Genomic DNA, 13,472 nt, shown 5'->3' on the forward strand with positions numbered 1-13,472 from the left:
TTTGAAACACAGCAATTACCAGTGAGAAACCATAGCTGAATAAGCTTTTGGCTCCGCGGTAAGCTATTGTTTGCAATAGTGATAGCGATAAGCTTCGCGATAGCCAATCGACTCATATAGGCCAACCGCTGCTGTGTTCTCCGCCACGACCTGCAACCAGGCCCTGTGACAGCCGCTCAGCGCGCCAATGCGCTGTGCCTCCACAAGCAGCGCACGCGCAAACCCCTTGCGGCGCTGCTCGGGGTGCGTAGCAACGGCAAACAAGCCCATGCAATCCCGGTCCAACACCGCAAGCAGCACTGCACAGGCTTCCCCTGCTGGGTCCAACACTGTCAGACACAGCTTCTCGGAAGTGATGCGTGCCAAGGTTTCGGACATGGCCTTCACCGCAGGCGCGGTGATCTTGCTTGGATCAGTCCCGCCCACACTGATGTAGTGGCTGGTCCATGCTTCCTGACTGAACCGCTCGATTGAGTAGTCCCTCGGCAACTCGGGATCGCTTGCCGCCCAGATGCCGCGCTCCAGCACCAAGGTCGGGTCGTAGCGTGTCCACTGCTCCTCCTCCAGGTGCCGGTCCAGCGCCTCGGGCATCAAAGGTGTCCAGCGCACAACGAACGGAACCCCAACCTGGCCGCTCAGTGAGCGGGCAGCAACCAGACGCTCCGCCACCAGATCGTCATCGCTCTTGTCAAAGAAATTCAGCGAATTCACACGCCGCGCCGGATTGCCGGGCGCAAACCGCATCATCCATTGCCTGTCATAGTGGGTCATCAAGCTCGGGTAACAATTCAGGTTGGACTGTTCCAGCCGAAACACCTGAGCAAGGTCCACATCCTTAAAGCCCTTAAGCGGGTCAGCTTCTGTAGTCGCCATTGATTGCCACATATTCCTTTGTCAGATCACACGTCCAAACCCGCGCAGAGCCGCTGCCGAGTCCAAGGTCCACCTTGATCAGGATTTCATCCTCTTTCATCACGGCAGAGGCGGCCTCTTCGCTGTAACCGGCATCGCGTTCACCTTCCACGGCAACACGCACATCACCAAACCATATGGCAAGGCGATCCCGGTCTGCGGGTTCTCCGGCTTTTCCAACAGCCATCACAACCCGGCCCCAGTTGGCATCTTCACCGGCAACAGCGGTTTTCACGAGCGGCGAATTTGCCACAGCAAGGGCCACCTTATGCGCTGATGAATCACTTTCAGCGCCCTCAATGCGCACTTCCACAAACTTAGTCGCGCCCTCGCCGTCGCGCACGATCTGGTGCGCCAGCTCCACCATCATTTCTGAAAGCGCAACGCGGAATTCGGCAAGACGCGGATCTTGCGGGTCTTCAATCCACTCTCCGCCAGCCTCACCGGTTGCCGCTAGCAGCACCGTATCAGAGGTGGACGTGTCGCTGTCCACAGTGATCGCATTAAAGCTGCCACCCACCGTATCACTCAGCATGCCCTGAAGCGCTGGCGCTGCAATTGGCGCATCGGTAAAAAGAAACCCGAGCATGGTTGCCATGTCAGGCGCAATCATTCCTGCGCCCTTCGCGATGCCATTCAGCACCACGTTTACAGCCCCCACGCGAACCGTTCTCGTCAGGTATTTGGGGTAGGTGTCTGTTGTCATGATGGCCGATGCAGCTTGCTTCCAACCCTGCGGCTGGGCTGATGCCACCAGCTCTTGCGCCACATCCGCAAACTTTTCTGCAGGGAGCGGCTCACCAATCACGCCGGTGGACGCGAGGTACACCTCGTTCTCAGGGCAGCCCACTGCTTCTGCAATGATCTTGGCCGACAGCTCAACCGCCGCCTTGCCCTTTTTGCCCGTAAACGCGTTGGCGTTGCCGGAGTTGATGAGCAGCGCCTTGATCCGCCCGTTTGGCAGCAGGGCCTTGCACCAATCAACCGGAGCAGAAGTGCACTTTGATTTAGTAAACACGCCCGCGACCTGACTGCCCTCGCTCAAGAGCGCAAGCAGCACGTCCGTTCGGCCTTTGTATTTCAACCCAGCTGCTGCCGTCGCCAGTCGCACACCTGAGACTTCAGGCATTTCCGGAAAAACTTTAGGCGCAAGAGGAGAAATTTGGTCGGACATGAGAAACTCCAGAAGAAAATCGGCCCAAATAAAAAGGCTCCGTTTGGAGGTAGCCAAACGGAGCCTGAATGACAAGCTCTAGCCGCGACAAACTGTATTGCAGTCGCCGCAATTATTGCTTCAGTTTGCGGTTTCTTCCGCCTGGTCCGCTTCGTCAGCCGCAGCTTCCGGCTCAACGATGTTGACCTCTGCCTTCTCCCGCAGCTCTTCCACGGTCGCGCGGAACTTATCAAGAATGAGGTTCTGGCGGATCTGGTCAGAAACCTGTGCCAGTTCTGGTGCCGGACGCTCGCGCGCTTCTTCAACAAGGATAACGTGGAAGCCGAACTGGCTCTTCACCGGCTCCTTGGAGTAGCTGCCGGGCTCCTGTGCAAACGCCGCTTCTTCAAATTCAGGAACCATCTGGCCCTTGCCGAAGAAGCCAAGCTGGCCACCGTTCTGCCCGCTTGGGCCTGTGGATTTCTCTTTGGCCAACTCTGCAAAGTCCGCGCCGCCATCCAGTTCCGCAATCACGGCCTTGGCGTCCTCTTCAGTTTCCAGAAGGATATGACGGGCCGAGACCTCGGTGTCGCCTTTATAATCAGCATACTGCTCGTCGTAGGCCGCCTTGATGTCGTCTTCGGTCACTGAGTTCTGAATGAACTTCTGGAAATAGGCATTGCGCAAGGCACGCGTGCGTTCAAATTCCATCAGGCGCTTGAAATCAGGATCGTCCTGAAGGCTTTCAGCCTCTGCCGCATTGGCCAACAGATTCATTTCCACAAGCACATCAGTCAGAACACCGCGCCACTCGGTCGGAGGAACGCGCTGCAACTGAGAAGCGTAATCCTGCGCGGCGTATGCCAGATCACCCTCTGTGATCTCAGCCTTGTCCACCGTAGCAACAACATTGTCGACATCCTGCGCAAAAGCACTAACCGAGCCAAGACCGATGACAAGCGCAACAACAGCTGCCGAGCTCTTGAGTACTGACGAAAACTTTGGAAGCATGATTACTCTTTCTTTAGGTTGCTTATAGTCCCGAACGGGGAGCAACAATGACAATGCGCAGAATTGCGACTGCAGAGAGCGTTGACAAGTATCTAGCCCCCTCTTATCTCTCACTTCGCCCGATTTATTTTCCCAAGGGCTTTCGAGATAGTGTGACCGGTACGCTGACTCGCTGTAGTCGCGGGTTGCATAGATCAGAATTTTGACGATTTCTAGGGCCCTCCACGAACGTGGTTACCGGCGCCCGAAAAAGGAAGGACCGCCACATGGTGGGGCTCGGCGCACTCGCCCGAATGATTTTTGGATCAGAGAACGATCGCAAGATCAAGGCACTCCGGCCGAAGGTTGACGCGATCAATGCCCTTGAGCCTGAAATGCAGGCGCTCTCCGATGAGCAGCTCAAGGCAAAAACCGACGAATTCCGTGCGCAACTGGCCAACGGCGCAAGCCTGGACGACGTACTCGTACCAGCGTTTGCGACGGTCCGTGAAGCATCCCGGCGCGTGCTCGGCCTTCGTCACTATGACGTGCAGCTGATCGGCGGCATGGTTCTCCACAACGGTCAAATCACCGAAATGCGTACCGGTGAAGGTAAGACCCTCGTGGCGACCGCGCCGGTGTATCTGAACGCACTCACCGGCAAAGGTGTTCACGTGGTCACGGTGAACGACTATCTGGCCTCTCGTGACGTGGAATGGATGGGGCAGGTCTACCGCTTCCTCGGCCTGACCACCGGCCTGATTGTCCACGGCATTAGCGATCAGGACCGTGCAGCGGCCTACAAGGCCGACGTGACCTACGGCACCAACAACGAGTTCGGCTTCGATTACCTTCGTGACAACATGAAGTACGATCGTGAGTCCATGGTGCAGCGCTCTCACCACTTCGCCATCGTCGACGAAGTGGATTCCATTCTTGTGGATGAAGCCCGTACACCACTCATCATCTCCGGCCCGCTCGAAGACCGGACCGAGTTCTACAACACCATTGACACCTTCATTCCGCATCTGACGGAAGAAGACTACGAGATCGATGAAAAGCAGCGCACCGCAACCTTCACGGAAGTGGGCAACGAAAAGCTGGAAACGCTCCTGTCCGAAGCGGGTCTGCTCAAGGGCCCCTCGCTTTACGATGTGGAGAACGTTTCTGCGGTTCACCACCTTCAGCAAGGCCTAAAGGCGCACAAGCTGTTTCAGCGCGACAAGGATTATATCGTTCGCAACAACGAAGTTGTGATCATCGATGAGTTCACTGGCCGCATGATGCCGGGCCGCCGCTTCTCTGAGGGCCTTCACCAGGCACTGGAAGCGAAAGAGAAGGTCGCTATCCAGCCTGAGAACCAGACCCTCGCGTCGGTTACCTTCCAGAACTACTTCCGTATGTACGACAAGCTGGCCGGCATGACCGGTACAGCCATGACCGAAGCGGAAGAGTTCATGGACATCTACAATCTGGAAGTCATCGACATTCCAACCAACGTGCCTGTTCAGCGCGTTGATGATGACGATGAGGTCTACCGTACGGTCGAAGAAAAGTTCAACGCAATCATTGAGTTGATCGACGACTGCAAGAAGCGCGAACAGCCGGTTCTTGTGGGCACCACGTCTATTGAAAAGTCCGAGATTCTGGCTGAGCTTCTCAAGAAGCATGGCTACAAGCAGGCTGACCTTTCCGATCCAAACGCGTTCAAGCCGCTCTACGCCAGCACAGAAGAAGCGCAGAAGGCCAAGATCTTCGCCGTTCTGAACGCGCGCTACCACGAACAGGAAGCGCAGATCATCGCACAGGCCGGTGTGCCAGGGGCGATCACCATCGCCACCAACATGGCTGGTCGCGGTACCGACATTCAGCTCGGCGGCAACGCAGAGATGCGCATCGCAGCCGAACTGGGCGACATGCCGGAAGGCGCTGAGCGCAATGCCAAGGCAGCAGAGATCAAATCAGAGATCGATGCTCTCAAGCAGCGCGCACTGGCGGCTGGCGGCCTCTATGTTGTCGCTACCGAACGCCATGAGAGCCGCCGCATCGACAATCAGCTGCGCGGTCGTTCCGGTCGTCAGGGTGACCCTGGTCACTCGAAGTTCTTCCTGTCTCTTCAGGACGATCTCATGCGCATCTTCGGCTCCGACCGGATGGACTCCATGCTCAAGAAGCTGGGCCTGAAGGAAGGCGAAGCCATCGTCCACCCTTGGATCAACAAGGCGCTGGAAAAGGCTCAGCAGAAGGTTGAGGCGCGCAACTTCGACATTCGTAAGAACCTGCTGAAGTTCGACGACGTGATGAACGACCAGCGTAAGGTCGTCTTTGAACAGCGTCTGGAAATGATGGATGGCGATGTCATCCATGAAGCCGTTGAAGAAATGCGCGACGAGGTCATTGAAGATCTGGTTGCGGCACACATTCCAGAACGCGCCTACCCGGAACAGTGGGACACGGAAGGCCTTGAAGAAGAGGTCAAGACCAAGCTCGGCATGGATCTGCCGATCAAGGACTGGGCCGCCGAAGAAGGCATTGCCGACGAAGAGGTCATTGCCCGCCTGAAGAAGGAAGCTTCCGAAGCCATGGCAGCCAAGACCGCCAACTACGGCGCAGATATCATGCGTCAGGTTGAAAAGGCTGTACTGCTTCAGACCCTTGACACCTTGTGGCGCGAGCACCTGATGAACCTTGACCAGCTACGCTCAGTAGTTGGTCTGCGTGGATATGGTCAGCGTGATCCGCTTCAGGAGTACAAGACCGAGGCGTTTACACTCTTCGAAGCCATGCTGGCCAACTTGCGTGAGCAGACCACGTCGCAGCTGCTGCGCGTGGAGCTGGTCCAGCAACAGGCACCGCAGATGCCAACCAACGCGGACCTCCCGGAAATGCATGCGCACCACATTAATCCGCAGACCGGCGAAGACGAAATGTCTCTTGCCGATCAGCAGATGGCACAGGCTCGCGCAGCAAGCGCACCGCAGGATCGCGACCCGTCCAACCCCGAAACCTGGGGCAAGGTTGGACGTAACGAACCCTGCCCATGCGGCTCCGGCAAGAAGTTCAAGCACTGTCACGGTGCCTTGGTCTAAGGCCTGAAAGACATCAACCTATGGAAAGCCGGTGTTTTCGCACCGGCTTTTTTTGTGCAATCACAACAATGCACCAATCTGTTGCTACGTCTTCAAGGTGAAACGCCTTCAAGGAGCCAATCATGACGTGGGCACACCGCCTTGCCTTTGGCCTGTCCGCCATCGCACTCACTCTTTCGAGCAGCGCATTCGCTGCCGATCCGGGCTACTACAAGATAGTTGAACCAGAAGATGTCTACGCTTTCCCTGGCTCTCGTGAGAAGCCGCAGATAACGCTGCAACAGGGTGAAATGGTCACATCCAGTGGCACAACGCGCCTGTTCGTTGACCAAACATGGCAAGAGGTCAGTCAGGGAGAGGTAACAGGCTGGGTTCTGCAGAACAAACTTCGCAAGGCTGAAGCCATACCACTCTTGAACTCGCCCTTGCCAGCAGCCGGGTCGTGCGGTGGATTTGAACCAGGATGGAACCTGTCATGGGCAGAGGAAGAAGCCACCTTCACATCCATCAATGGGGAGGATCTGTCCCTGCCGATCTCTTCTGCAGGCACGGTTTCTGGCTTCCGCTACGGTGTACTTCAGGCACAGGGCCCAACCTCCAAGGCCGTCCTGACAGTTGCAGAGGAGGCCTGCCCGTTCCTCCCGCTCGACAGTTTCGTATGGGGCATTGCCCATCTGGTCCTGAGTGAAGAGGGTCAGCCAGACCGTGTCTTTTTGGGCTGTTGTCGTCCATTACCGGAAGGCTTCAAGTAGGCAACAAAAAAGCCGGCGCGAAGCCGGCTTCTCTGCAAATCCATTGGTCTATGGCAGCGCTTAAAGCACAACGACCTTGGCGCCAACCTTCACGTTGTCGTAAAGGTGCTCAACGTCGCTGTTGAACATGCGGATGCAGCCGGAAGAAACGGCATGTCCGATGCTCCAGTCTTCGTTGGTGCCATGGATACGATAAATGGTGTTACCCAAGTAAAGCGCGCGCGCACCCATTGGGTTCTCAGGACCGCCTGGCATGAAGCTTGGGAGTTTGCGGCCTTTTTTCGCTTCGCGGCGAACCATTTCTGGTGGCGGTGTCCAGCCCGGCCACTTCGCCTTGCGGGTAATCCGCTCTGCACCAGACCACTCAAAGCCCTCGCGACCAACACCGATGCCGTAGCGCATCGCCTTGCCATCTTCCAGAACGTGGTAGAGGTAGCGATTGTCGGTATCAACAATAATGGTGCCAGGCTTCTCGCCAGTGCTGTAAGACACCACCTTGCGCTTGAACTTCTTGCGCGCGAGACGGTTCGCACTCTCGATAGAAGGTGTGTAGGACACCCACTGCTTCTGCTCCGCGTTCCAATACTGCGCGGCCTGAACGGTGCCGCTGACGCCAAGAACGATACCAGCACTGACAATCAATTTAACGGCGGTCTTAACCAACGTGTTAACGTAGGAATTCATCATGCCCCCCGAGGCAAAATAGATCGTAAACGCGCCAGCCCGAGCGGCGCTGTTTCAACTCAGAGTTAGTTCTCGCCAACCGGCTTCCGAACTTCTTCTATCGCGAACGTTTGAAGGATTAACGGAAACTAGTTTAAAACTAATGTACAGCGCAATACCAAACACCGTATTCTGCCGGAAATACCGGGTGATAATAACTTAGTAATTTACTAAAATATTACCCAGCTGCATTGCGCATTTCGAACGTTGAGTAAGCCCCTTCTCACCCCCTTCGACCTAGACCAATTCCTCCTATCAATCTTGCGTGGCTTCTGTATCTTGCAGGCAGAACTACTTAAGATATTGGGAGAAAATCTTGTCAGAGGTTAACGCCGAAGCGCCCACCTGTTTGCCCTATGTTGAAAAAGGTCCGAAAGATCAAGCCCCTGTCGTTCTGTTGCATGGGTTCGGCAGCGACGCGCTCACGTGGAGTAATATTCAACTCAATCTTGAGAATAAACATCGCAGCATAGCCTTCGACCTACCGGGCCATGGAAAAGCACTCGACTGGCCAAAGGTCGGAAATGCGGTCGTCGCCGCCAAGGCAGTGAATCAATCTCTGGATGCGTTGGGGCTGGATCGCTTTCACCTGGTTGGGCACTCATTGGGTGGGGCTGTCGCTTCGCTCATTGCGCTGCGCGCCACAGACCGAGTGGCCAGCCTGACATTGCTCGCGCCAGGCGGTTTTGGGCCAGAAATCAACGCCCAACTGCTGCGCCGCTATGCGGCGGCCCAAACCGCAGAAGAACAAGCCCCTCTGCTGGAGCAGTTCTACGGCTATGAGTACAAGCTCCCGCGCAAACTCCCGGAATATGTGGCTGAGCAGCGCGCCCGGCCCGGGGCCCAGGACGTGCTCAAAACCATCAGCGATGCCTTTCTTGATGGGGAGACTCAGGGCGTGCTTCCGCTGGATCAGCTTGGAGAGTTGCCGCTGCCAATGTCATTGGTGTGGGGCACCCAAGACCGGGTTCTCCCGCCAAGCCATGCGGATAATGCGCCGGGCACCATCGCGAAGCACATCTTTGAAGGTGTCGGCCACATGGTTCATCTTGAAATTTCCGATCAAGTGCTCCGCGTCATCCGCGAAGCCGTCCGCTGATCGAGGCCAAAGCCAGGGCCGCCAGCTTCAAGCTGGCGGCAGCAAATCCTCATGCCAGTCCTGGCCCATGACCCGACGCGCCATCATGTGGGAACGCGGATGGTTGATGCTGTCCACACACACCAACTTTCCGTCCTTGAGATAGGCCACATAAAAACTGCCGGTCTTTGGCGATCCAACCGTAATCGCCTCCTCATAGCCATGAGACAGGCCTGCAATCTGCAACTTGATGTCGTACTGATCTGACCAGAACCACGGCAGCGGGTCATAGTCCGGTGCCTCATTCATCAGGCTGGCGGCAACTGTCTTGGCCTGATCAATGGCATTTTGAACGCTCTCAAGCCGGATGGATCGCCCATAGCGCTGCGAGAAGAACCGCACACAGTCACCGCAGGCCCACACGTCTTCGTCAGAGCTTTGCCCGTGACCATCCACGATAATGCCATCATCCGTCTCCAGGCCCGCAGCCTCGGCCAGCGCATCATTCGGCATTGCGCCAACGGCTGAGAGCACAAAGTCGCATTCAAGGCGCGTGCCATCAGAAAGCACAACGGCTTCTGCTCGGCCATCCCCTTCAATGCGCTCGACACCTACACCGTAGTGAAACGCGACGCCCTTCTCTTCGTGCAACTCATGAAAGAAGCGGGCAACATCATCCGAAACGACGCGCTTCAGCAACCGCTCTTGCAGCTCCACGATGCGCACATCAAGGCCCAGGTCTTTGGCGACTGCGCCCACCTCAAGGCCGATGTACCCGCCGCCGATGATCACGACCTTTTTGCCCGGTGCCACCAAAGGCCGTAGCGCCTCAACATCAGCAATGCCGCGCAAAGAAAGGACACCATCGAGCTGCGCACCTTCAATCGGGAGTGCGCGCGCTTTGGTTCCGGTGGTCAAGACAAGCTTGGAATAGGAAACAGAGCTGCCACTTTTCAGTTCCAGCAGCTTTTTTTGGCGATCAACAGCAACAACCGGATCGCCCGAGATCAGCTCAACTTTGTTGACCTCATAAAACTCCTTGGGGCGCAGATAGAGAGTCTCCTCACCAACGTCACCCTTCAGGAACTTCTTCGAGAGCGGCGGGCGCTGATACGGCAAATGAGGCTCATCGCCAATCAGGACCAAGTCTCCCTCGAACCCTTTTTGGCGCAGCGTCTGGACAACCTGACTGCCCGCTTGCCCTGCTCCAACTACCACAATCTTTTCAGTCATATAGATCTCCTGGCCGGTCCTCCGCGCTCTGCCGTTCGAGCACGAAAAACTACTCTAACTTGGTCTTAAGGTGATTTGACAATCGTGGCAAACAAAGGGCACCCCTCCTTTCGAAGGGGTGCCCCAAGCATCTCTGTTGTTGATGACTTGATCCTAGGCGGCGCGCACTTTCTCAAGAAAGGCACTGACTTCGTGTTGCAAACTATCCGCCTGCTCGGAAAGCATGGCAGCATATTGGGACACACTGCCACCGGTCGCACGGGCCGTACCAGATGCCTCGGAGACCGTATGCATGGCTTCTGCACCCAGATGGGAGCTTTGCGTGGCGCTGGCCACATTCTCGGAGATTGATTGGACAGCCGCGTTCTGCTGCTCAACGGAGGCCGCAACAGCGGCGGTCATCTCATTCATCTCCTGAATGATCGCACCCACCTCCTGTATCGCCGTCACCGCATTGCCAGAGGCCTGCTGGATGGCTTCCACCTGCTCCGCAATTTCCTCCGTTGTCTGGCTGGTTTGATTTGCGAGATTCTTCACCTCCGAAGCCACAACGGCAAAGCCCTTGCCGTGTTCGCCGGCACGCGCCGCCTCGATGGTGGCGTTCAGCGCAAGAAGGTTCGTTTGGCTGGCAATGTCACGAATGAGCCCTACCGCCTCACCAATGCGATGAGCTGCATCGCTCAGCATTGTCATGGTTTCTTCTGTGGCTTTGGAACCATGCACGGCGCGCCCCGCAACCCGGGTTGAGCTTTCAGCTTGCTTGGCAATCTCATTGATCGACATGGCAAGTTGCTCGGTCGCCGCTGATGCGCTTGAAACGTTCTGGGCCGCATTGCCCACAGCCTGACCAGCCGAGTCAGCTTGCTGCAACACATTATCCGCTGCGCTTTCCACTTCGGTTGAGGCCTGCCCCAATCCTTCGGCGGCGGTGTGCAAGCTGCTCAAAGAGGCAGCAACGGATTGCTCAAAGGCTGCAATGAAGCTGTCGATCTGCTGCGACCGCTCTTCCCGGCTTCGGTTCTCAAGAGACTGCTTTTCCTGAAGCTTTCGTTGCTCAATCAGGCTATCGCGGAACACATGCAGCGTGTTTGCCATTGCGGCAAGTTCGCGCCCGCCTTGATGAAGCGGAATCTCCGTTTCCGTGTTTCCTTTGGCCAGCTTGCTCATCACAATGCGCAGGCTCTGCAGAGGCCGCATGATGCTGGAGGTAATCACCAGCCCGGCGAGCAGCGCGGCAATGGCCGTTGCCACAATGGCTGAGCCTACCAGAAGCTGCGTGGTCTGGGTGGTCTTGGCCAACTGCGCTCCCGCCGCAGCCGCCCCCTCTTCTGCCGCCACCTTCAAGGCGTCCAGTCGCGGCGGCAAGAGGTCAAACAGGTTGGCAAGCAACTCCGAGCTGCTACGCCGTTTGATGGTCAGCTCCGTCAACTGCTCAAAGTCTGCGCGGTGGGCCTTAACGCCCGCTTCAATCACCTGCGCCTTGTCGGCTGGCAACTCCACACGTGGCAAGGTGCGGTCAAAGCGCGAATAGGCCAGCTCCATATCACCGAGATAGGTGTCGGCCTCATTCAAGATAAAGCCGCTCTCTGCGCTCTGGATGTCCCCCAGAGAGCCAATCAGGCGCAGCGCCAGCGGATCTTTCGTTCGCCGCGTGGCAGATTTCAGCACGCGTGTGGCTTCAGAGAGGCTGGCAGCCATGCTGCCGCGCAGGCCGGTATCCCCATCAAAGCCCAGCATCATCTGGTGTTGATGCATCATCTCGAATGCACCATTGATGCCCGCCAAGGTGTCTAGGGCATCGCTCACCTCAAGGGTGTAATCCAACGCAACGGGCAAAGAGCGGATGTCTTCCAGTCGCTCTTTGGCAATGGCGCTGAGCTGATCAAATTTTTCCTTCTGCGCCTCGCCGGGCAGCAGCTCGTATTCTTTTTGCAAGGCCTCAAGAGCGCCAGCAATGATCGCCACATCCCGCACAGCAGACGACAGACCGGAGTACGCACCTGCGCGCTCGAAAGCAGCATTCAACTGAGATTGCGACCAGACGAAAACGCCACCAATGACACCGAAGCCAATCACCATGATGCCGCAGAGCGCCAGAATGCGCACCCTGAGGCTCAGCTTGGCGCCGAGCCCCGGCTTCGTCACACCGGAGGCTTCCCCTCCTGCGCCCTTTCGGAAGATCCCCTTGAAGTTGACCATTGCAGCTCTGTCCCCTCGACAAGAAGTCGGTATTTTTGAATACGTAATTTTGTGGGGTAAATTACAGAGCAAAAGGGTTTAGAGAGTCCAAACAAAGTGCGCGCCCAAAGCCCCTGGAACGCACATTTCTAATATTTTACGCAGTTAATATGAAAACGCCTTGGTATTTTAATCCTGAATATCAAGTCAAAATCGGCACCCTCACCGAAACTAAACAAGGCGCTTACTTTTCTGTTAGCACGTGAAGAATCATTACCTAGAGGTAGAAGGTTCTGAAAATTTTCCTCCTCGAAGGAAATACATGGCGACACGGCTCAAACTGCGCAAACGTTTTCGTAAAGGCAGATCCGGCAAGCCTATTCCGCCAAGGCGGATTGTTTCCAGTTTCGGATTTTGCGCTGGCGCATGATCGCGGCATTAAATTCCCCACCCAGAATGAAAATGGCCGCCGTCAGATAAAGGAAGATCAATGCTGTCATAACGCCCGCCAAGCCCGCGTAGGTGGACACATAGTTGGCGAACCGCGCCAGATATGCACCAAAGGCGGAGCCGGAGGCGATCCAAAGCACCAGCGTAATCACAACGCCGGGCAGAACATCGGTCACCGTTCGCTCCCCTGCGGGCAGCACCACATGCGCGCCAAACAGGGCAACCACCAAGAGGATTGAGGTCACACCGTATCGAATGATGCTCGCGTGATAGCCGAATTCCTGCAGCACCGGTACGTGGTCCACCACAGTGTTCCAAATCAGCGGCCCAAGAATGATCAGCGCCGTAAACACCACCAGCACCAAAGAGCCCAGCAGAACAACCACGATGGATTGCAGGCGGCAGTAGAACCAGTTGCGGCTCTCCTTGACCCGGTAGGCCCGGTTCAGCGCGGTACGCAGCGCCTCCACGCCATTGGAAGAAAACCAGATCGTGACAATGACACCGAACGTCAGAAGGTCTCCACGCGGCTGTGTCAGCACACTTTGGATCTCTCCCGAAACAGGCCCCGCGACTTCTTTGGGCCAAGCATCGAAAATCAGCTCAGAAGCCTGCTGCGCCACATCTTGAAGCCCCAAGAAACCAGAGAGCGCTGCGACAAAAATCAGAAAGGGAAACAGCGCCAGCAAGCCGGACAGCGCAACATGGCTCGCCACGGCAAAGCCGTCGTCATTGGCAAAATGACCAATGGCATCTGCAAGCACTCGATAGATCCGTCGCAATAGTCCCGGTTGTTCCATGATCTCCATCAGCGCCTTTTCCGACCAGCTCCACCATAACCACCAAGCCCAATAGGGTCCGCCCGCAAGAAATTGGAATGCCACTATTAGGGCATTGCACAGGAGTTTGACAGG

Annotated in this window: 10 protein-coding genes; 3 read left to right on the plus strand and 7 right to left on the minus strand. The window is 56.5% G+C overall.

The features are described from left to right. Positions 1-63: 63 nt before the first annotated feature. From PUV47_RS05210 to PUV47_RS05220, 3 genes are all read right to left on the minus strand, one after another. Positions 64-873: a GNAT family N-acetyltransferase gene (locus PUV47_RS05210; RefSeq protein WP_274217454.1), complete on the minus strand. Its 810-nt coding sequence runs from the start codon at positions 871-873 to the stop codon at positions 64-66. Further along, on the minus strand, positions 854-2,086 hold the full coding sequence (argJ, locus tag PUV47_RS05215) for a bifunctional glutamate N-acetyltransferase/amino-acid acetyltransferase ArgJ (RefSeq protein ID WP_274217455.1): 1,233 nt from the start codon (positions 2,084-2,086) through the stop codon (positions 854-856). Before argJ ends, PUV47_RS05210 begins: the two co-directional genes overlap by 20 nt. A gap of 120 nt (positions 2,087-2,206) precedes the next feature. Then, positions 2,207-3,076: a peptidylprolyl isomerase gene (locus tag PUV47_RS05220; RefSeq protein WP_274217456.1), complete on the minus strand. Its 870-nt coding sequence runs from the start codon at positions 3,074-3,076 to the stop codon at positions 2,207-2,209. A 266-nt stretch (positions 3,077-3,342) separates the two neighbouring features. On the opposite strand from PUV47_RS05220, the gene secA reads away from it, so the two are divergent. Beyond that, positions 3,343-6,144, plus strand: a complete 2,802-nt coding sequence (gene secA, locus PUV47_RS05225) for a preprotein translocase subunit SecA (protein ID WP_274217457.1) — start codon at positions 3,343-3,345, stop codon at positions 6,142-6,144. A gap of 122 nt (positions 6,145-6,266) precedes the next feature. Beyond that, on the plus strand, positions 6,267-6,896 hold the full coding sequence (locus tag PUV47_RS05230) for a hypothetical protein (RefSeq protein WP_274217458.1): 630 nt from the start codon (positions 6,267-6,269) through the stop codon (positions 6,894-6,896). A gap of 60 nt (positions 6,897-6,956) precedes the next feature. On the opposite strand, the gene PUV47_RS05235 is transcribed toward PUV47_RS05230, so the two are convergent. Beyond that, entirely contained in the window at positions 6,957-7,580 is a 624-nt protein-coding gene (locus PUV47_RS05235; protein ID WP_274217459.1) for a L,D-transpeptidase, read from the minus strand. 355 nt (positions 7,581-7,935) lie between these two features. Between PUV47_RS05235 and PUV47_RS05240 the strand changes: the two genes are divergently transcribed. Beyond that, complete coding sequence (locus PUV47_RS05240) at positions 7,936-8,718, plus strand: alpha/beta fold hydrolase (protein ID WP_274217460.1); 783 nt, start codon at positions 7,936-7,938, stop codon at positions 8,716-8,718. 27 nt (positions 8,719-8,745) lie between these two features. Here PUV47_RS05240 and PUV47_RS05245 read toward each other — a convergent pair whose 3' ends face one another. From PUV47_RS05245 to PUV47_RS05255, 3 genes are all read right to left on the minus strand, one after another. After that, positions 8,746-9,930, minus strand: a complete 1,185-nt coding sequence (locus PUV47_RS05245; protein WP_274217461.1) for an NAD(P)/FAD-dependent oxidoreductase — start codon at positions 9,928-9,930, stop codon at positions 8,746-8,748. A 153-nt stretch (positions 9,931-10,083) separates the two neighbouring features. Next, positions 10,084-12,129, minus strand: coding sequence for a methyl-accepting chemotaxis protein (locus PUV47_RS05250; RefSeq protein WP_274217462.1), 2,046 nt, complete (start codon positions 12,127-12,129; stop codon positions 10,084-10,086). Between the two features lie 356 nt (positions 12,130-12,485). Next, a complete protein-coding gene (locus PUV47_RS05255) occupies positions 12,486-13,367 on the minus strand; it encodes a YihY/virulence factor BrkB family protein (protein ID WP_319622797.1) in 882 nt (293 codons plus the stop codon). Between the last annotated feature and the right edge of the window lie 105 nt (positions 13,368-13,472).

Origin of the sequence: Pseudovibrio exalbescens (genome assembly GCF_028737195.1) — a bacterium.
Lineage (GTDB): Bacteria > Pseudomonadota > Alphaproteobacteria > Rhizobiales > Stappiaceae > Pseudovibrio > Pseudovibrio zosterae.